This window comes from Dactylosporangium sp. CA-092794 (assembly GCF_050948465.1).
In the GTDB taxonomy this organism is placed as follows: Bacteria; Actinomycetota; Actinomycetes; order Mycobacteriales; family Micromonosporaceae; genus Dactylosporangium.
This window is the reverse complement of the sequence record NZ_CP192044.1, coordinates 2,025,783-2,043,100: the sequence shown is the minus strand read 5'-3', so window position 1 is coordinate 2,043,100 and position 17,318 is coordinate 2,025,783. Positions and strand designations below refer to the sequence as shown.

Annotated in this window: 20 protein-coding genes; 7 read left to right on the top strand and 13 right to left on the bottom strand. The window is 72.9% G+C overall.

All coding sequences use genetic code 11. From position 1 onward, the window contains the following. Window positions 1–2: 2 nt before the first annotated feature. Entirely contained in the window at window positions 3–437 is a 435-nt protein-coding gene (locus ACQPXD_RS09010; protein ID WP_432836647.1) for an ester cyclase, read from the bottom strand. Between the two features lie 48 nt (window positions 438–485). Here ACQPXD_RS09010 and mug point away from each other — a divergent pair, with 48 nt between their 5' ends. Then, window positions 486–1,073, top strand: a complete 588-nt coding sequence (gene mug, locus ACQPXD_RS09005) for a G/U mismatch-specific DNA glycosylase (RefSeq protein WP_432836645.1) — start codon at window positions 486–488, stop codon at window positions 1,071–1,073. Here mug and ACQPXD_RS09000 read toward each other — a convergent pair. Beyond that, window positions 1,064–2,017: an alpha/beta hydrolase fold domain-containing protein gene (locus tag ACQPXD_RS09000; RefSeq protein ID WP_432836643.1), complete on the bottom strand. Its 954-nt coding sequence runs from the start codon at window positions 2,015–2,017 to the stop codon at window positions 1,064–1,066. The two genes, mug and ACQPXD_RS09000, sit on opposite strands and share 10 nt — an antisense overlap. After that, window positions 2,014–3,009 (bottom strand): NAD(P)-dependent alcohol dehydrogenase, encoded by a 996-nt coding sequence (locus ACQPXD_RS08995; protein ID WP_432843745.1) that lies wholly within the window; start codon window positions 3,007–3,009, stop codon window positions 2,014–2,016. Before ACQPXD_RS08995 ends, ACQPXD_RS09000 begins: the two co-directional genes overlap by 4 nt. Window positions 3,010–3,096: 87 nt before the next feature. Here ACQPXD_RS08995 and ACQPXD_RS08990 point away from each other — a divergent pair, with 87 nt between their 5' ends. Further along, window positions 3,097–3,771, top strand: a complete 675-nt coding sequence (locus ACQPXD_RS08990) for a TetR/AcrR family transcriptional regulator C-terminal domain-containing protein (RefSeq protein WP_432836641.1) — start codon at window positions 3,097–3,099, stop codon at window positions 3,769–3,771. A gap of 392 nt (window positions 3,772–4,163) precedes the next feature. On the opposite strand, the gene ACQPXD_RS08985 is transcribed toward ACQPXD_RS08990, so the two are convergent. The 3 genes from ACQPXD_RS08985 to ACQPXD_RS08975 are packed head-to-tail and all read right to left on the bottom strand — an operon-like array spanning window position 4,164 to window position 6,811. Further along, a complete protein-coding gene (locus tag ACQPXD_RS08985; RefSeq protein ID WP_432836639.1) occupies window positions 4,164–5,408 on the bottom strand; it encodes an SGNH/GDSL hydrolase family protein in 1,245 nt (414 codons plus the stop codon). Window positions 5,409–5,441: 33 nt separating this feature from the next. After that, the gene (locus ACQPXD_RS08980) at window positions 5,442–6,254 is read right to left on the bottom strand and encodes a DUF1028 domain-containing protein (RefSeq protein ID WP_432836637.1); all 813 of its coding nucleotides are present in this window, start codon (window positions 6,252–6,254) and stop codon (window positions 5,442–5,444) included. Window positions 6,255–6,256: 2 nt separating this feature from the next. Continuing rightward, window positions 6,257–6,811: a hypothetical protein gene (locus ACQPXD_RS08975; protein ID WP_432836635.1), complete on the bottom strand. Its 555-nt coding sequence runs from the start codon at window positions 6,809–6,811 to the stop codon at window positions 6,257–6,259. A 261-nt stretch (window positions 6,812–7,072) separates the two neighbouring features. Here ACQPXD_RS08975 and ACQPXD_RS08970 point away from each other — a divergent pair, with 261 nt between their 5' ends. From ACQPXD_RS08970 to ACQPXD_RS08960, 3 genes are read left to right on the top strand one after another with little or no spacing between them, the layout of a single operon-like run. Next, window positions 7,073–7,546, top strand: coding sequence for a phage holin family protein (locus tag ACQPXD_RS08970; protein ID WP_432836633.1), 474 nt, complete (start codon window positions 7,073–7,075; stop codon window positions 7,544–7,546). After that, the gene (locus tag ACQPXD_RS08965; RefSeq protein WP_432836631.1) at window positions 7,543–7,950 is read left to right on the top strand and encodes a DUF3618 domain-containing protein; all 408 of its coding nucleotides are present in this window, start codon (window positions 7,543–7,545) and stop codon (window positions 7,948–7,950) included. Before ACQPXD_RS08970 ends, ACQPXD_RS08965 begins: the two co-directional genes overlap by 4 nt. 15 nt (window positions 7,951–7,965) lie before the next feature. Then, window positions 7,966–8,226, top strand: coding sequence for a DUF4235 domain-containing protein (locus ACQPXD_RS08960; protein ID WP_432836629.1), 261 nt, complete (start codon window positions 7,966–7,968; stop codon window positions 8,224–8,226). A gap of 163 nt (window positions 8,227–8,389) precedes the next feature. Here ACQPXD_RS08960 and xylB read toward each other — a convergent pair whose 3' ends face one another. From xylB to ACQPXD_RS08945, 3 genes are all read right to left on the bottom strand, one after another. Next, the gene (gene xylB, locus ACQPXD_RS08955; RefSeq protein ID WP_432836627.1) at window positions 8,390–9,784 is read right to left on the bottom strand and encodes a xylulokinase; all 1,395 of its coding nucleotides are present in this window, start codon (window positions 9,782–9,784) and stop codon (window positions 8,390–8,392) included. Continuing rightward, window positions 9,781–10,941, bottom strand: a complete 1,161-nt coding sequence (xylA, locus tag ACQPXD_RS08950) for a xylose isomerase (RefSeq protein WP_432836625.1) — start codon at window positions 10,939–10,941, stop codon at window positions 9,781–9,783. Before xylA ends, xylB begins: the two co-directional genes overlap by 4 nt. Window positions 10,942–11,084: 143 nt before the next feature. Next, the gene (locus ACQPXD_RS08945; RefSeq protein ID WP_432836623.1) at window positions 11,085–12,347 is read right to left on the bottom strand and encodes an ROK family protein; all 1,263 of its coding nucleotides are present in this window, start codon (window positions 12,345–12,347) and stop codon (window positions 11,085–11,087) included. 99 nt (window positions 12,348–12,446) lie between these two features. On the opposite strand from ACQPXD_RS08945, the gene ACQPXD_RS08940 reads away from it, so the two are divergent. Then, a complete protein-coding gene (locus tag ACQPXD_RS08940) occupies window positions 12,447–12,902 on the top strand; it encodes an RrF2 family transcriptional regulator (RefSeq protein ID WP_223102116.1) in 456 nt (151 codons plus the stop codon). 116 nt (window positions 12,903–13,018) lie between these two features. Continuing rightward, complete coding sequence (locus ACQPXD_RS08935; RefSeq protein ID WP_432836620.1) at window positions 13,019–13,219, top strand: hypothetical protein; 201 nt, start codon at window positions 13,019–13,021, stop codon at window positions 13,217–13,219. Here the strand turns inward: ACQPXD_RS08935 and ACQPXD_RS08930 are convergent, their stop codons facing one another. The 4 genes from ACQPXD_RS08930 to pyk all read right to left on the bottom strand — a co-directional run bounded on the left by ACQPXD_RS08930 (window position 13,220) and on the right by pyk (window position 17,307). Beyond that, entirely contained in the window at window positions 13,220–13,717 is a 498-nt protein-coding gene (locus tag ACQPXD_RS08930; protein WP_432836618.1) for an NADPH-dependent FMN reductase, read from the bottom strand. Window positions 13,718–14,501: 784 nt separating this feature from the next. Further along, a complete protein-coding gene (locus tag ACQPXD_RS08925; protein WP_432836616.1) occupies window positions 14,502–14,957 on the bottom strand; it encodes an RrF2 family transcriptional regulator in 456 nt (151 codons plus the stop codon). A gap of 4 nt (window positions 14,958–14,961) precedes the next feature. Beyond that, window positions 14,962–15,831, bottom strand: a complete 870-nt coding sequence (locus ACQPXD_RS08920; protein ID WP_432843743.1) for an acyl-CoA thioesterase — start codon at window positions 15,829–15,831, stop codon at window positions 14,962–14,964. Between the two features lie 48 nt (window positions 15,832–15,879). Further along, complete coding sequence (gene pyk, locus ACQPXD_RS08915; protein ID WP_432836614.1) at window positions 15,880–17,307, bottom strand: pyruvate kinase; 1,428 nt, start codon at window positions 17,305–17,307, stop codon at window positions 15,880–15,882. Window positions 17,308–17,318: the final 11 nt, after the last annotated feature.

Here is a 17,318-nt window from a genome sequence, read left to right as displayed (position 1 = left end):
CGTCAAACGCTAGACGGCAGCCGCCCGAGTTGGCGCAGCAGGTCCACCTCGTCGGACATGACCCAGATGTCGGTGATGAGCCCGTCGCGCACGGTAAGGATGTCGTTGACCCGGATGCGTACCGGCCGCCCGGTCGCCTCGACCCGGCCGAGCGCGGTGTCATACGCCCCGGCGTGCCGCGCGTGCAGGTAGAACCCGATCACCAGCCGATCGGCGGTCTCGACCCGGTGGACGAGTTCGGTACGCCGCTGCGCGAACGCCGCCTGCAGCGCCCGCGCCCGCGCCACGAGCCCGTCCGCGCCGACCGGCACGCCGTTGACCGGCACCGGGTCGGCATAGTGGCGCCGGAAGTCGGCCGCCGGGTCCGGCCGGTCGCCGACCGGCCGATCCCACAGTTCGAGGACCGCATCGAGATCGACGGGGGTGTACGGCTGCATGCCTCCACTGTGCCGGTCCGGCGCCCCGCTCCTGGCATGCTTGTCCGCATGCCGTCGACAGTGAACCGCTCCGGTCCCTCGCGCGAGGACCTGATCGCCGCCGCCGGCAAGCTGCTGCCCGACGTCATCGCGCCCGGCCTGGACGTGCTGCTGTGCGGCATCAACCCGGGCCTGTGGTCGGCGGCGACCGGCCACCACTTCGCCCGCCCCGGCAACCGCTTCTGGCCGGCCCTGCACCTGGGCGGCTTCACGCCGCGCCAGCTGCGCCCGGACGAGCAGGAACTGTTGCCCGGCTGGGGCCTGGGCATCACCAACCTGGCGGCCCGGGCCACCGCCCGCGCCGACGAACTGACCCGCGAGGAACTGACCACCGGCGGCGCCGTCCTGCGGGCCAAGGTGGCCCGCTTCGCCCCGCGCTGGCTCGCGGTCCTGGGCGTGACCGCGTTCCGCACCGCCTTCGGCACCCCGGCCGCCCGGGTCGGCCCGCAGTCCCTCGAGCTCCCGGAACTCGGCCCGACCAGGCTGTGGGTCCTACCGAACCCGAGCGGCCTCAACGCCCACTTCACCCTCCCCCGCCTGGCCGAGGAATTCGCCACCCTCCACCGCGCGGTCCAGAGCCCCGATTCTCAGCGCTGATCCAGGTGCCGGTCCTCGAAGCGGCGTACCTCGGCGGCGAGGTCGGCGTCCTCGGGCGTGTTGCCGCCGAAGCCGCCGTGCGGCATGGCCTCGAAGACGTGGAGCTCGGTCGTGACGCCGGCGGCCAGCAGCTTGCGGTGCATCCGGACCGTGTTGGACAGGAACAGGTCGCGGGTCCCGGTCTGCAGGAAGGTCGGCGGGAAGCCGGTCACGTCACCGAACAGCGGCGACAGGTGCGGGTCGGCGAGGTCGTGGCCGTTGGCGTACAGCCGGTTCATCGGCATGAGCGGGCCGAGGACGTCGATCCCGTCGTTGGTCCGGAACGAGTCGCCGGACTCGGTGAGGTCCAGCTGGGGCGTCAGCAGCACCAGCGCCGCGGGCATCGGCAGGCGCTCCTCCCCGGCCCGCAGCAGGAGCGCGGCGGCGAGATTGCCGCCCGCCGACAGACCGCTCACGAGGATCCTGCCGGGCGGGCGTTCGGTCAGGGCGTGGCGGTAGACGGCGAGACAGTCGTCCAGCGCCGCCGGGTACGGATGCAGGGGCGGCATCCGGTAGTCCGGGACCCAGGTGACGGCGGCGCGGTCCATGGCCTTGCCGGCGGTCATCATCCAGGCGAGGTCCCCGCCGCCCGTGACGAGGGCGCCGCCGTGCATCTCGATGACGACCGGTGCCGCGCCGTCGTCGGTGACGTGGTCCGGCCTGAGGATGTAGGTGGGTACCCCGTTCAGCTCGGCCCGGGTGCGCGCGAGCCGATCCTCCGGCGGCATCAGCGGGGCGAGCATTTCGCGGCCGCCCGCCTCGCGCGTTTCGATCCAGCGCAGCCAGCCCTGGGTGTCGGCGAGGTCGGGCTCGGGCTGGCGCACCGGCACCGGCGGCAGCGCGTCGAGGGCGCGCCGCGCCGGCTCGCTGAGGCCCACGGGCGCGGGCGGCCGCGCGCCGGTCATGAGGTACTCCCCCCGTCGACCGTGATCGCGATCTTGCCCCTGGCGTGATGCGCGAGCATGTGCGAGACGGCGCTCGCCGCCCGGTCGAGCGGGTAGGTCCGGTCGATGACCACCCTGACCTCGCCGGACTCGAGCAGCGCGAGGAGCGCGGCCAGGTTCTCGCGGTTCACGGCCGGGGTCACGAGCTTCACGTTCGTGGAGCCGAGCCCCATCAGGGCCGCCCGCGCCGTCCTAGGCAGGCCGGCGAGGAGGCCGCCGGTGTTGCCGATGCTGTTGGGCATGAGGTTTCCGCCCGGCGCCAGCACCCGGGCGGTCGCCTTGGGCGGGTGGTTCAGCACGTTGTCGAGGATGACGTCGAACCGCTGCCGTCCCCGGGTGAAGTCTTCCCTGGTGTAGTCGATGACATGGTCGGCGCCGAGCGACCGGACCATTTCGATGTTTTGGGTACCGCACACGCCGGTCACCTCCGCGCCCAGCGCCTTGGCGATCTGGACCGCCATGATCCCGACCCCGCCCGAGGCGCCGTTGACCAGGACCCGCTGGCCGGCGCCCACCTTCGCCACGTCCCGCATGGCGACCAGGGCGGCGAGCCCGCTCATCACCGAGGCCGCGGCGTCGGCGAACGGGAGCCCGGCCGGCTTCTTGAGCAGCTGAGCCGCCGGTGCGACCGCATACTGCGCGAAGGCGCCGGCCCGGTCTCCGGTGGAGCCGAACACCTCGTCGCCGGGCGCCAGGTCGGTGACGCGCGACCCGACGGCCTCCACCACGCCCGCGACGTCGCTGCCGCGGACCGGGCGCCTCGGCCCGCGCAGCCCGAAGGCCGGGCGCAGGATGTACGGCGCGCCGACGACCGTGGCCCAGTCCGGGGTGTTGACGCTGGTGGCCCGCACCCGGATCAGGACGTCGTCGCCGCCGACCGGAGGCACCGGGATCTCTGCCAGCCGTAGCACACGCTCCGGCGGGCCGTAACCTGCTTGGATGACGGCCTGCATGATCATGGAGTACCCTTACGTAGTAAGGTTTACGATACAGCGTAAGGCTATTCCTTACATCGTAAGGGCGTCAACGGAAGGCACGATGTGAAGTTCTCCGCGCCGGGCGAGACCGGCCCGGAACGCCGCGCGCAGCTGACCCGGGAACGCGTGGTGGCGGCCGCCATCGAGCTGGCCGACCGTGACGGCATCGAGTCGATCAGCATGCGCAAGCTCGCGCAGGAGCTGGGCGTCGAGGCGATGTCCCTCTACACGCACGTGCGCAACAAGGACGACCTCCTGGACGGCATGGTCGACGCCGTGATCGGCGAGATCCCGCTGAGTGCCGCCGGAGCCGACTGGAAGGCGTCACTGCGCGGCATGGTGTTCGCCGCGCGCACGGTGGTCCTGCGCCACACCTGGGCGCCCGGCACGGTGGAGACGCGCAGCGCGGCCGGCCCGGCGGCGCTGGGCTACGTCAACGCGGTGCTCGGCATCCTCCGCGAGGGCGGCTTCTCCGTCGCGCAGGCGCACCACGCCCTGCACATTCTCGGCAGCCGCGCGCTCGGGTTCACCCAGGCGCTCTTCGACGACTCCGGCGACCTCGACCCGGCGGCGGCCGCCACCTTCGCGAGCCACCTCGGCGCGACCCACCCCTACGCCGTGGAGATGGCCCTCGCGGTCACCCACAGCGGCACCCTCGGCCCCTGCGACGACGACGCCGAGTTCGCGTTCGCCCTGGACTTCATCCTCGACGGCCTGGACCGCCTCCGCCACGGCTGATGGGGCGGTGCCCGGCGTGGAGCGACCTTGGTGTGCCCGCCACGGACCGGCACCGGCACACCGGCACCACGCCGCCGGCACCACTCGGCCGCCGGCACAGCCGGCCGCCGACGGGCATGGCGGCCGAGTGGTGCCCGGCCCGCGCGTCCCGATGCGCCGAGCGGGGCCGCGGCCGGCGGTCACGTCCCACCCGCCGGGCGCCGGCCGCCACCGAGCGCGGCGCAGCGACCGGAACTCTCCGCGATCATGCGCAACCGGCATCGACACCAACGGTTTTTCATGATCACGGAGCGCTGATGTACCCCCGTGTACCGAAAGACTCCGGGATCATGACAAACCCGTGGTGCGGCCAGCGCAGGCATCATGATCACGGAGACATACGTCCGCCCGGCCTAACCGGCCGTGATCAGGATGTCGTCGACGTAACCGCGGAACTGGCCGGTGTTCGCCGGCTGGTCGTAGCCGATCCAGATCTGGTCGATGGTGCCGCCGGCGAGCGGGGTGAGGTTCACCTGCACCTGGTTCCACTGGTTGAGCACGAGGTGGCCGCCTTCGCCCTGGAACTGGGGGTGGGCGCGCACGCCCCACTGGTCGACGGCGCCGGAGTCGCGCAGGCTGCGGTGGTCGAGCAGGGCCAGGTCGAGGGCGACCGAGGTCGCGTTCTGCGTCTGCGGGTAGATCCAGTAGGTCAGCCGCGTCCCGGAGGCGATCGGGATGTGCACGTCGAAGACCCGGTTGTACGAGTATGACCGCGAAGCGCTGGTGTCGGTGCCGGAATACATCAGCGCGTAGACGCCGCCGTGGGCGATCTCCTGCCGGCGGCCGCTCTCCATGCCGGGCAGGTTGCAGCAGTAGCCGCCGACGTTCAGCGAGCTGTCGACGCTGTCCGTCCACGTCGGCAAGGGTTTGGCGCCGTTGCCGAAGTCGGCGTTGAACAGCGGCCAGTCGCGGCCGGCGCCGAGGACGGGACGCGCCGCCGCGAACCACAGGTCGGCCAGCTTGACGTAGCCGGCGTCGGTCGGGTGGATCCCGTCCGCGCCGATGTCGGCGGCGGTGAGCGTGCCGTTCAGGTCGGCGAGGTGCACGTCGTGGCCGGCGGCGGCCTCGGCCTGGGCGATCGCGGGCAGGGCGGCGTTGAAGGCCTGCACGCGGGCGTTGTTGGTGGCGTCGCGGGACGGGACCAGCGTGGAGAAGATGACCGAGACGCCGGGGTCGGCGGCGATGATCTGATCGATCAGGGCGCGCAGCCGGGCCGGGGCGTTCGGCAGGTCGTAGTTCTGGATCGTGTCGTTGGTGCCGACGTTGAGCAGCACGACGTCGGGCCGGTAGGTGGTGAGCCAGCCGGTGGCGCCGGCGGCGACCTGATCGATGCGGTAGCCGGGATGGCCCTCGTTGTCGTTGTCCGCGGCCGTGCCGGACCGCTGCGAGCCGACGTAGTCGATCGACAGGCCGGCCTCGCCGGTCAGATGCCTGCGCAAGGTCTCGCGATAGCCGTTGCCGTCGCTGGAATTGGTACCCCAGGTGATCGACGCGCCGAGCGGCATGACCTTCACGGTCGCGTCGGCGGCGGCGGCCGCCTGAGGAGCCGCGACGGCCAGGCCGGCGGCGGCGACCGTCAGGGTCATCACGATGCGCACATCAGTGATGGTAGTCGATATAGACGGGAGTGGTTACCCTGCGGCTGTACGGAGATGAGACAGGACCAGGGGGTCGATCGCGCCGTCGACGAGGCGCTCCTCCAGGTTTTCCACGCCGGCCCAGGCGGCCAGGTCGGTGTGGCCGAGGGCGGCCAGGTGCTCGCGCACCTCGTCGGCCAGCGGGCCCTCCAGGGGCAGCAGCGTGGCCGGGTCGGGCTTGCCGAAGTACAACTCCCAAAGGCTCAACAACGCCCCGATGCGGGTGACCGGGTCCGGGTCGTCGTCGACGCGCAGGTCGACCTCCACGTCGCTCAGGCCGCCGTATCCGGCGCCCCGGCGGACCACGAACAGGGCCGCGCTCTGCCGGCCGCGGCGGTCGCCGCCCGCGGCGTCGCCGGCCGCCAGGGCCGCGTGCAGGCGGCGGGCCAGGGGCAGGGCGGGCGCGGCCAGCCAGGCGCGCTCCATCTCGGTCACGACGGCCTGGCCGGCGAGGATGTTGCCTTGGATGGCGTACCCGTCGCCCGCGACCCCGCCGGCCCAGGCGAAACACTCGGCGCCGGTGTAGGTGGCGCCGGGGCCCGCCGGGCCGACGACGCCGAGCTGCCGTTCGGCGCGGCCGGGGTCGGCGGCGGTGAGCCCGGCCACGACGTCGGCGGCCGCAGTGCCCGTGCGCAGCAGGGCGAGGCCCTGCGGGCGGTAGGCGAGGTTGGCCAACGCCTGCGTGGCCAGCGCGCCGACGCCGGCCTCGGCGGCCGGGACGGCGGCGCCGACGGCGAGGAACTTGCTGGCCACGGCGATGCCGAGGGACTGCCCGTCCGCGGAGCGGCCGACGATCGAGAACGTCATGGTTACTCCGGGAGCACACTCGGCGGCTGGGACAGGCAGACGAACGGGCCGCGCACGCCGGCGCTGAACCGCTCGGCGGCGCGCAGGGCCGTCTCGACGCGGCGCTCGGGGGACATGCGGGACTGGGCGGTGGCGAACAGGGCGCCGAGGGCGATCTCGTCGCCGACGCCGACCGCGGCATACCCGTCGGCGGCCTCGGCCACCTGGTAGTCGTCGTGCACGGTGAAGAGCCGGCCCTTGACGCCGACGAGGAACGTGCCGCCTTCTTCGCGCTCGCTGTCGCGGCGGGCCCAGCCGCCGGTCTTAAGGCACTCGCGGACGGCGTCGATGAACTTCGTGGCCATGAATCGCTCGATGTCGCCGACCGGTTTCGGCGGCTTCAACGAGTACCGGATGAGCTGGCCCATTCGAAACGAGGTGGTGAAGCCGAACAGGTACCCATTGTTGTGGAAAACCTTCGTGTCGGCCCGCACCGTCAGGCTCCAGCCCGAGGCGCCGGCGCTGTCGCCGCCGATGTAGACCGTGCCCCGGTGGACGAGGCCGACGATGGCGGTCATGCCGCTCCCCCGCCGCCGGTGGCCCGTTTCGCGTGGCGGGCCGGTAACTGCTTCGGTGTCTGCCCCGGTGGGGCGGGTATGGCGGCGGCTGGCACGCGGCAATATTACTCACACGAACACCGTTCGCCGAGGTCGGCCGCTCCGGCCACTCGGGCGGGACTGGGCGGGTGCCGGGAGGCGGCTGGGGCCCGGGTGGCCACAGTTGCGGGTTAGCCCCGGCCTCGGCGGGGAATCAGGGAAATACGGCCGAGAGGAGAAGCCATGACGTACACCTTGAATGACCGCCCGGCCGCTTCGCCGCGCGTGCAGAATCCGATCACCGCTCCGGCGCCGCCGGTCGGTGAGCGGTCCACGGCCGAGCTGGTGAAGCTGGCCGCCGAGCAGGTTTCCACGCTGGTGCGCGACGAGCTCAAGCTCGCCCAGCTGGAGCTCACCCGGAAGGGTAAGCGGGCCGGCGTCGGGGCCGGCATGTTCGGCGGGGCGGGCCTGATCGCGCTCTACGGCGTCGGCGCGCTGCTCGCCGCCCTGATCATCGGCCTCGCGGCGGTCATACCGGCGTGGCTGTCGGCGCTCATCGTCGGCGTGGTGCTGCTCGCCATCGCCGGGGTGCTGGCGCTGCTCGGCCGCGGCCAGGTCCGCAAGGCGGTGCCGCCGATGCCGCAGGAGACCGTCGCCGGCGTGCGCGCCGACATCGACACCATCACCGCCTCGGTCAAGAACGGGAGCCACCGATGACCGCTGAGCCCGGGCACGGCCGCCACGCCGCGACCAACGGGTACAACACGACGGCCGATCCCGAGGCGCTGCGCGACGAGATCGCCCGCACCCGGGCCGGCCTCGGCCGGACCGTGGAGGCGCTCGCCGCGAAGGCCGATGTCAAGGCCCGGGCCAAGGAGACCGTGCAATCCTCGGTCACCGCGGCGAAGCTCCGCCTGCGCGAGGGGGCCGAGCAGGTGGCGGTCAACGCCGCGTACGCCGGCCGGGAGCTGCGCACCCACCCGCGGCAGAGCTTCCAGGAGGGCATGCGGCGGCTGGCCCGCTCGGCCCGGGAGCGCCCGGCGCCCTGGGTGGTCGGCTCCGCCCTGCTGGTACTGGCCGCGCTCGTCGGCTACCGCAGCCGCCGCGCCAACGACTGCTGAGGGAGTGGGCCCACCGTGAACAAGCTCCTGTACAAGCCGTTCAGCATCGCGTTCAGCGTCGCCGGCGGCGTAGCGGCGGGTTTCGTCTTCAAGCAGGTGTGGAAGCGGCTCTCCGGCGAGGAGGAGGCGCCGGAGGCGACCTCGCGCGAGTACGGCTGGGGCGAGGTCCTGGCCGCCGCCGCACTGCAGGGCGCGATCTTCGCCGCGATCAAGGCCGCCATCGACCGCGGCGGCGCCGCCGGCGTGCGCCGCCTCACCGGCGACTGGCCCGACTGAGCCGCGCCGGCCGCTTGACGGAGGGTCTCCCGCTGCCGCGGGAGGCCCTCGCCGGCTGCGCCGCCGGCAACCCGCGCACTCCCCTGTGGACACCACGCCGCGCAACTCCACGGCCGCACAGTCGTTGCAGCACCGGGCCGCACGAGGGAACGGCCCGGTGCGCTCACTTCAGCAGGGCCTGCGCGCGGTCGCGGACGTCGGCGTACACCTTCCGGACACCCTCGGCAGGGGCGGCGGTGGCCTCGGCCGTGGAGACCGGCCACTGCGGCGGCTCGGCCGTGCCGTGCAGCGTCCAGGCCGCCTGCCGGGCGGCGCCCAGCGCGACGTACTCCCCCGGGGCCGGCACGCCGACCGGCATCCCGAGCAGCGACGGGGCGATCGCCCGCACCGCCGCCGACGCGGCGGCGCCGCCGATGAGCAGGATGCGCTCGACCGGCACGCCGAGCGAGCGGACCGCGTCCAGGCCGTCGGCGAGGCCGCACAGCATGCCCTCGTAGGCGGCCCGGGCCAGGTTGGCAGGGTTGGCGTTGCCCCGGGTCAGGCCGTTGAGCAGGCCGCGGGCGGCGGGCAGGTTGGGGGTGCGCTCGCCGTCGAGATACGGCAGCAGGGTGAGCCCGCCGGCGCCCGGTTCGGCGGTCAGCGCCAGATCGTCCAGTTCGGACAGTGGTACCCCGAGCAGGCCCGCGACCGCGGTCAGCACCCGGGCCGCGTTCAGCGTGGCGACGAGCGGCAGGTGCCGGCCGGTCGCGTCGGCGAAGCCGGCCACGGTGCCGGTCGGGTCGGCCACCGGGGCCTCGGCCACGCCGAAGACGGTGCCGGAGGTGCCGAGGGAGACCACGACGTCGCCGGGGCGCAGGCCCAGGCCCAGCGCCGCGGCCATGTTGTCGCCGGTGCCGGGGGCGAGCAGCGCGCCGCCGGCGGTCTCGCCGACCGCCTCGGCCGGGGCGGCGACCCGGGGCAGGGCGAGATCCCGGCCGAACGCCAGGCGGAGCAGGTCGGTGCGGTACTGCCCGGTCGCCGGCGACCAGTACCCGGTGCCGGAGGCGTCGCCGCGGTCCGTGGTCGGGCCGGTGGCCGGGTCGGCGCGCAGCCGGTGGGTGATCCAGTCGTGCGGCAGCAGCACGGACGCGGCGCGGGCGGCGATCGCCGGCTCGTGCCGGGCCACCCAGCGCAGCTTCGTGACGGTGAAGCTGGCCACCGGCACCAGCCCGACCGCCTCGGCCCAGCCGGCCGCGCCGCCGGGCAGCTCGGCGATGAGGTCCTCGGCGGCGCCGGCGGAGCGGGTGTCGTTCCACAGCAGCGCGTCGCGGATCACCGCGCCGGCCTCGTCGAGCAGGACCATGCCGTGCTGCTGGCCGCCGACGCCGATCGCGGCGACCCCGTCGAGCAGGCCGCCGGTGGTCGCCTCCTCGAAGGCGCGCCACCAGTAGACGGGCGCGACCTCGGTGCCGTCGGGGTGGACGGCGCGGCCCTCCCGCAGGACCGCGCCGGTGTCCGCGTCGCACACGAGGACCTTGGTCGACTGGGTGGAGGTGTCCACCCCGGCGACGAGGGTCATGAGCGCACGCCGAGCAGGTGCTCCATGGCGAGCTGGTCGAGCGCCTCGAACGCGCCGCCGCGGGCGGCGAGCTTGTCCACGTCGAACTCCTCGGCGCGCAGCGTGGCGATCGTCTCGCCCTCGGCGAGGGTCGGCTGGTGCAGCTCGTCGACGCGGGCCGCCGCCAGGGCCGCGGCCACGTCCGGGTCGGCGCGGAACGAGCGGACCCGCTCGCGCAGGATCAGGTAGTTGCGCATGCAGGCGCGGGCGCTCTCCCACACCCCGTCGTAGTCCTCGGTGCGCGGGGGCTTGTAGTCGAAGTGACGGAAGCCGGTGTAGCCGCCGGTCTCCAGCACGTCGACGGTCCAGAACGCGCCGCGCAGGTTGCCGGCGCCGAAGCGCAGGTCCTGGTCGAAGCGCGGCCCGTGCTGGCCGTTGAGGTCGATGTGGAACAGCTTGCCGTGCCACAGCGCCTGCGCGATGCCGTGCGCGAAGTTCAGCCCGGCCATCTCCTCGTGCCCGACCTCCGGGTTGAGCCCGACCCGGTCCGGCTCCTCGAGCGTGGAGATGAGCGCGAGGGCGTGGCCGATCGTGGGCAGCAGGATGTCGCCGCGCGGCTCGTTGGGCTTGGGCTCCAGGGCGAAGCGGATGTCGTACCCCTGCTCGCGGACATAGGCACAGAGCAGGTTGAGCCCCTCGCGGTAGCGGTCCAGGGCCGCGGCCACGTCCTTGGCTCCGCCGGACTCGGCGCCCTCGCGGCCGCCCCACAGCACGTAGGTCTCGGCGCCGAGCTCGACAGCGAGGTCGATGTTGCGCAGCACCTTCTTGATCGCGAACCGGCGCACGGCCCGGTCGTTGGAGGTGAACCCGCCGTCCTTGAAGATCGGGTGGCTGAACAGGTTGGTGGTGACCATCTCCACCCGCACGCCGGTCTCGGTCAGGGCGTCCTTGAACCGCGCGATGAGCTTGTCGCGGGTGGCGTCGTCGCTGCCGAACGGGAACAGGTCGTCGTCGTGGAACGTCACCGCGGCGGCGCCGAGCTCGGACAGCCGGTGCACCGCCTCGACCGAGTCCAGCGGCGCCCGGGTGGGCCCGCCGAACACGTCCTGGGCCTGCCAGCCGACGGTCCACAGTCCGAAGGAGAACTTGTCATCGCGCGTGGGCTGGTAATCGTTCATGACCTACCTCTTGGGGCGGGGTGTTGGCGGGTGTCGGGGCCACGTTACGCCGCCGGACGGGGTTAGTTCAAGAACAGAACTAACCCCCCGCCCCCGGGCCCTTCAAGGCCCTCCAAAGGCCCTTCAAGGCGCTTCAAGGCGCTTCAGGCGCGGAAGACCACGCGGTAGTAGGTCTCGGAGTGCTGCAGGGCGAGCAGTACCGCGCCGCGGACCTCGGCGTCGGGCCCCAGCACCGAGGCCCGGATCTCCACCCCGCGCAGGGCCGGGGCGAGGGCGTGCCGGGCGGCGGCGGCGCGCAGCGGCTCGAGCAGCAGGTCGCCGATGGCCGCGAGGCCGCCGCCCACCACGACGAGCGCCGGGTTGTACGCGTTGATCAGCCACGAGGCGGCCAGCCCGAGGTGCTCGCCGACCGCCGCGATGACCCGGCCGGCCACGGCGTCGCCGGCCTGGGCGGCGGCGGTCACGTCCCGGGCGTCGAACCCGTCGAGCTCGGCCAGCGTCGAGCGCTCCCCCGCGGCCAGGGCGCGGCGCGCGGCCCGCACGATCGCCGGGCCGGACGCGACCGTCTCCAGGCAGCCGATGTTGCCGCAGTTGCAGGGCTCGTCGAGGCCGGGCACGGCGTTGTGGCCGATCTCGCCGGCCGTGCCGCCCACGCCGTGGAAGACCCGGCCGTCGGAGAGGACCCCGGCGGACAGGCCGGTGCCGGCGTAGAGCAGTGCCAGGTCGCCGACCCGCTCGCCGGCACCCTCGAGGTTCTCGGCGACGGCCGCGGCCTGGCCGGCGTTGTGGACGTACACCGGAGCATCGAGACCGGCGGCGAGGATCTCCCGGACCGGCACGTCCCGCCAGCCCAGGTTGGGCGCGAGCAGGCACACGCCGGTGTGGAAGTCGGTGAGGCCGGGCAGCACCGCCCCGACCGCGGCGATCTTCGCGGCGGGCAGCCCGGCCCCGGCGATCGCGGCCCGCGCCTCGCTCGCCACCCGGCCGAGCACGACGGCCGGGTCGGCCGGCGCGGGCCCGTCGCGCAGCGTGCCGCCGGTCGGGCGCGGGGTGGGGAACTCGCGCCGGGCGACCTCCTCGCCCGCCGCGTCGCCGATCGCGATGGTGGTGCGCCGGGCGCCGATGTGCACGCCGACCACGAGCTGGGAACGGGCGTTGAACTCCAGCAGGATCGGCGGGCGGCCGCCGCTGACCGCGGTGGAGCCGGGGCCGATCTCGCGGACCAGGCCTTCGGCGATGAGCTCGTCGACGATCGCGGAGACCGTCGGTTTCGCCAAGGTCGTCGAGCGCGCGATACTGGCCCGGGAGACCGGACCGCCCTCTTTGACCAGGGCCAGCACCAGCGAGCGGTTGACCTCCCGCATCACGTTGTGGTCGGCGCCGCGGCGCGGCTCATCGGATCGCATAATCCGACAACGCTACCCCGGAGATCAGGCGCGGGCCGGCACCCTACATTGGTATCGGACAACCTATGCCATAAGCCCGGCCGGAAAGGCAGTCTTTCGATGCACATCTCGGCGCGCGGGGATTATGCGGTGCGGGCCTCCCTCGGCCTCGCGGCCGCCTATCCGGCGGTGGTGTCGGCCGCCGGCCTCGCCGACGAACAGGACATGCCCCGCAAGTTTCTGGAGGCGGTGCTCGGCGACCTGCGCCGGGCCGGCCTCGTGCGCGGTCAGCGGGGTGTCGACGGCGGGTACGTCCTGACCCGCCAGCCGTCGGAGATCATGGTCGGCGACGTGCTGCGCGCCGTCGACGGACCGCTGGCGGAGGTGCGGGGCGTGCGGCCCGAGGAGGCGATGTACTCCGGGACCGCCGAGCACCTGCAGCAGCTGTGGGTGGCGGTGCGGGCCGCGGTGCGCAACGTGCTCGACGAGGTCAGCCTCGCCGACGTGGTCCGCGGCCGGATGCCCGCCCACGTGCGCCGCCTCACCACCCCGCCCGCCGCCTGGCAGCCCCGCTGACCGGCCTCTGCCGCCTGACAGCCCCGCTGACCGGCCTCTGCCGCCTGGCAGCCCCGCTGACCGGCCATCTGCGCCAACCGGCCGCGGCGCCGCCGGGCGGCGCCTACGCTCGGATCATGTCGAAAGCCCACGACCCCTACCTGCAGGCCGCCGAGGGGTTCCTCCACAGCATCCGCGCCGAGCTGGACATGGCCGACAACCTGGAGATGGACCGGACGCTGCAGGTCACGCAGACCTACGCGCTGGTCTCCATCGCCCGCTCGCTCAACGAGCTGATCGAGCAGCCCTCGGCCGCCGCGCTGGTCGCCGCTCCATGATCAGACGCCGGCGGCGGTGAACGAGTCGCCGATGCGCGTCACGTATTCGGCGGCGGCGGTGCCGGCGTTGGCCAGCTCCGGCTCGACCACGGCCAGCCCGGGCACGACCGGGACGGCGCCGAGCTCGGTGAGCAGCTCGTGCAGGTGCCGCTCGGTCGCCTCGGCCTGCGGCCGGACCCCGGCGGTGACCACCGTGACCGCGGCGACGTCGCGCAGCCCGTCGGCGGGGAGCTGGTCGAGCAGGACCTTGAGCACGCCGGTGTAGGTGCCCTTGTAGGTCGGGGTGGCCACCACCAGCAGGCTGGCCCGGCGCAGCCGGCCGATCGCGTCGAGGACGACCCCGTCACCGGGCTGCAGCAGCCGCGTGCCGAGCGCGGCGACGTCGATGGTGTGCGGCACCGGCTGCGAGAGCCGCTCGGCGAGCGCGGCGCCGACCTCCTCGGCGAGGTGCAGGGTACGCGAGTGCGGGCGCGGGTTCCCCGAAAGCACAACGATCATGCCGAGATCCTATCTCCTATCAATCCGATAGAGAATACCAAGCCCCCCACCACCCGCACCGCCAAGAGCAAAACGATATGTCGGGCGCTCCGCGCCACGACATATCGGACTTATACCCTGACAGGCGATGTATCCGATTAAGTCACCACAAATCGGCTTATGGACCGGCCATAAGTCTCCGCGATCATGCGTGTCGCCACGGCCGCACCCCGGGTTTGCCATGATCGTGGAGACATTTGGTACACGGGTGTACATGTTCACTCCGCGATCATGAAAAATCGATGGTGTCGGTGGCCAGTTCGGCATGATCACGGAGACTTCCGGTCACAGCGGGCGCAGCAGGGTGCGGCCTGCGCCCGAGACCGACCCCGAGACCGACCCCGACCCCGGCTCCAGCTCCGGCTCGACCCCAGCTCCGGCTCCGACCCCAGCTCCGGCTCCAGCTCCAGCTCCGGCTCCAGCTCCAGCACGGTGCGCTCCCGGCACGTGGAACTCGGCTGCGGCGAATCGCTCCGGGCGAGGCCAGCGCTGCGAGCTCGGGCCCGGGCAGAGGGGCCGGGGCGGCGGACTGGTGATCGAATCGGGGCGGGACGGACCGAGCGGCCGACAAACGGACATATGCGGAATGTCGGATAAATCCGGTCACGGAGTGGCTGGATTTATCCGGGCTCTTGGCACTTGGCACCGCGGACATGGCAGGGCCAGGGCCAGCGAAGCTGGGCCCCGGCCCGGTGTCTGACGGGAGCAACGGTCGTGCGTTGCACGGACCGGAGTCAGAATTTGCTCAGACCCAGGCGCGCGGATCGGCGACCAGGTCTCGCACCCGCTCGGGCAGTTCGCCCGTGACCACGTCCTCGATCGTCACCGTCTCGAGGATCAGCCGCTCGCTGGCGCGCAGGGCGATCCACACGTCCTGCAGGGCGGCGGCGGCGCCGTGGTAGCCGAGCTCCTCCGGGCGCTGCCCGCGCACGTTGGCGAGGGGGCCGTCGATCACGCGGATGATCTCGGCCAGCGAGATGTCGGCGGCCGGGCGGGCCAGGCGGTAGCCGCCCTCCGGGCCACGCTGGGCCACGACGATGCCGCCGCGGCGCAGCTGGAGCAGGATGCTCTCCAGGAACTTCGGGGGGATCTGCTGGGCGGAGGCCAGGCGGTCCGCGGTCACCAGCTTGCCGTCCGCGGAAATGGCCGCCAGCTCTGCCACCGCGCGCAGCGCATAGTCAACTCGGGCCGAAAGGCGCATGTCCTTATCCTCCCACGCGGCGCAACAGGCCTTCCTGCACGGCCGTCGCGATGTGCCGGCCGTCCTGTGTGAACATCCGGCCGGTGGCCAGGCCGCGGGCGCCGGAGGCGGACGGGCTCACCGCGTCGTAGAGGAACCACTCGTCGGCGCGGAACGGGCGGTGAAACCACATCGCGTGGTCGAGGCTGGCGCCGACGAAGCCGCCCTCGCCCCAGACGGCGCCGTGCGCGGACAGCACCGAGTCGAGCAGAGTCATGTCGGAGGCGAAGGTCAGCACGCAGGTGTGCAGCAGCGGGTCGTCGGGCAGCTTGCCGTCCAGGCGCATCCAGACTCGCTGCCGGGCCTCGGCCGGTCGGTCGCCGGCCGGGACGAAGCCGGACTCGCCGACGTAGCGCACGTCGATCGGGCGCGCGATGACGGAGATGACGCTGGCCCGGTCCGGGTACTTCGCCATCCGCTCCAGCATCGTGGGCACCTCGTCGGGGCCGGGCACGTCGACCGGGGCCGGCTCGTGGTGGTCCAGGCCCTGCTCGGCGCGGTGGAACGACGCCGACATGAAGAAGATGACCTGGTCGTGCTGGCGGGCCACGGAGCGGCGCACCGAGAAGGAGCGGCCGTCGCGGATGTTCTCCACCGAGTACGTGATCGGCACGGTGGGGTCGCCGGGGCGGACGAAGTAGCCGTGCAGCGAGTGGACCTGTCGCAGCGGGTCGACCGTGCGGCCGGCGGCGACCAGCGCCTGGGCGGCGACCTGCCCGCCGAAGATGCGTTGGGGGCCGTCCGGCGGGCTCATGCCCAGGAACCGGTCGTCCCCCAACGCCTCGAGATCCAGGAGCCGGACGAGCGCGTCCACCGCCGCTTGCCCGCTAACCAGTTGGGTCACACGGACAATCTACGCAAGTGGTGGCTCGCCAGGCCGCGGTCAGCCCTGTGACAGTGCTCCCAGCTGGTGGACGCGCAGCGTGTTCGTCGAGCCCGGGGTGCCGGGCGGGGAGCCGGCGACGATGACCACGTCGTCGCCGGGCGAGAGCCACGGCAGGCCGACGAGGGCCAGATCGACCTGCTGGAACATCTCGTCCGTGTGCTGCACGAACGGCACGTCGAAGGTCTGCACGCCCCAGCTGAGAGTGAGCTGGTTGCGCACCGTGGGCTCCGGGGTGAAGGCCAGCAGCGGCAGCTCGCAGTGCAGCCGGGCCAGCCGGCGCACGGTGTCACCCGTCTGGGAGAACGCGACGAGCGCCTTCGCGCCGATGTTGCGCGCGATGTTGGACGCCGCCGAGGTGAGCGCGCCACCCTTGGTGCGCGGGTCGTGCTGCAGCCGCGGCACCGACAGCGAGCCGCCCTCCGTCGTCGCGACGATGCGGGCCATCGTCGCCACGGTCAGGATGGGGTACTTCCCGACGCTCGTCTCGCCCGAGAGCATCACGGCGTCGGCGCCGTCGAGCACCGCGTTGGCCACGTCGGAGGCCTCGGCCCGGGTCGGCCGCGCGTTCTCGATCATCGAGTCGAGCATCTGGGTCGCGACGATGACCGGCTTGGCCTGCTCGCGGCACAGCTGCACGGCGCGCTTCTGCACCAGCGGCACCTGCTCCAGCGGCATCTCCACGCCCAGGTCGCCGCGGGCCACCATGACCCCGTCGAACGCGTTGACGATCGCCTCCAGCGCCGCCACCGCCTCGGGCTTCTCGACCTTGGCGATGACCGGGCGGTGGATGCCCTCCTCCGCCATGATCTCGCGGACGAGCTTGATGTCTTCGGGCGAGCGCACGAAGGACAGCGCGATCCAGTCCGCGCCGAGCCGCAGCGCGAAGCGCAGGTCCTCGGCGTCCTTCTCGGACAGCGCCGGCACGCTCACCGCCACGTTCGGCAGCGAGACGCCCTTGTTGTTGGAGACCATGCCACCCTCGGTGACCAGCACCGAGATGTCGTTGCCGGTGACGCTCGTCACCTCGACGGCGACCTTGCCGTCGTCGATGAGCAGCCGGTCGCCGGGCTTGACCTCTTCCGGAAGCTTCTTGTACGTGCACGACACCCGGTCGGCGGTGCCGAGGATGTCGTCACTGGTGATGACAGCGGTGTCACCGGTAGCCCACTCGTGCGGCCCGTCGGCGAACCGACCGAGCCGGATCTTGGGACCCTGCAGGTCCGCGAGGATGCCCACGGGGCGGCCGGCGGCAATGGCGGCCTCCCGGACAAGGTTGTACACCGAGGCGTGGTCCTCGTGGCTGCCGTGGCTGAAGTTGAGCCGCGCGACGTCCATACCGGCGTCGACAAGGCCACGGAGCCGCTCGGCCGACGATGTGGCGGGGCCGAGCGTACAGACGATTTTGGCGCGTCGAGTCACATCCACGAGGCTAGCCC

Coding starts and splice junctions, on each gene's coding strand:
- ACQPXD_RS09010 (WP_432836647.1), bottom strand. CDS start 437: ATGCAGCCGTACACCCCCGTCGATCTCGATGCGGTCCTCGAACTGTGG.
- mug (WP_432836645.1), top strand. CDS start 486: ATGCCGTCGACAGTGAACCGCTCCGGTCCCTCGCGCGAGGACCTGATC.
- ACQPXD_RS09000 (WP_432836643.1), bottom strand. CDS start 2,017: ATGACCGGCGCGCGGCCGCCCGCGCCCGTGGGCCTCAGCGAGCCGGCG.
- ACQPXD_RS08995 (WP_432843745.1), bottom strand. CDS start 3,009: ATGCAGGCCGTCATCCAAGCAGGTTACGGCCCGCCGGAGCGTGTGCTA.
- ACQPXD_RS08980 (WP_432836637.1), bottom strand. CDS start 6,254: ATGACGTTCTCGATCGTCGGCCGCTCCGCGGACGGGCAGTCCCTCGGC.
- ACQPXD_RS08975 (WP_432836635.1), bottom strand. CDS start 6,811: ATGACCGCCATCGTCGGCCTCGTCCACCGGGGCACGGTCTACATCGGC.
- ACQPXD_RS08970 (WP_432836633.1), top strand. CDS start 7,073: ATGACGTACACCTTGAATGACCGCCCGGCCGCTTCGCCGCGCGTGCAG.
- ACQPXD_RS08965 (WP_432836631.1), top strand. CDS start 7,543: ATGACCGCTGAGCCCGGGCACGGCCGCCACGCCGCGACCAACGGGTAC.
- xylB (WP_432836627.1), bottom strand. CDS start 9,784: ATGACCCTCGTCGCCGGGGTGGACACCTCCACCCAGTCGACCAAGGTC.
- xylA (WP_432836625.1), bottom strand. CDS start 10,941: ATGAACGATTACCAGCCCACGCGCGATGACAAGTTCTCCTTCGGACTG.
- ACQPXD_RS08945 (WP_432836623.1), bottom strand. CDS start 12,347: ATGCGATCCGATGAGCCGCGCCGCGGCGCCGACCACAACGTGATGCGG.
- ACQPXD_RS08940 (WP_223102116.1), top strand. CDS start 12,447: ATGCACATCTCGGCGCGCGGGGATTATGCGGTGCGGGCCTCCCTCGGC.
- ACQPXD_RS08935 (WP_432836620.1), top strand. CDS start 13,019: ATGTCGAAAGCCCACGACCCCTACCTGCAGGCCGCCGAGGGGTTCCTC.
- ACQPXD_RS08930 (WP_432836618.1), bottom strand. CDS start 13,717: ATGATCGTTGTGCTTTCGGGGAACCCGCGCCCGCACTCGCGTACCCTG.
- ACQPXD_RS08925 (WP_432836616.1), bottom strand. CDS start 14,957: ATGCGCCTTTCGGCCCGAGTTGACTATGCGCTGCGCGCGGTGGCAGAG.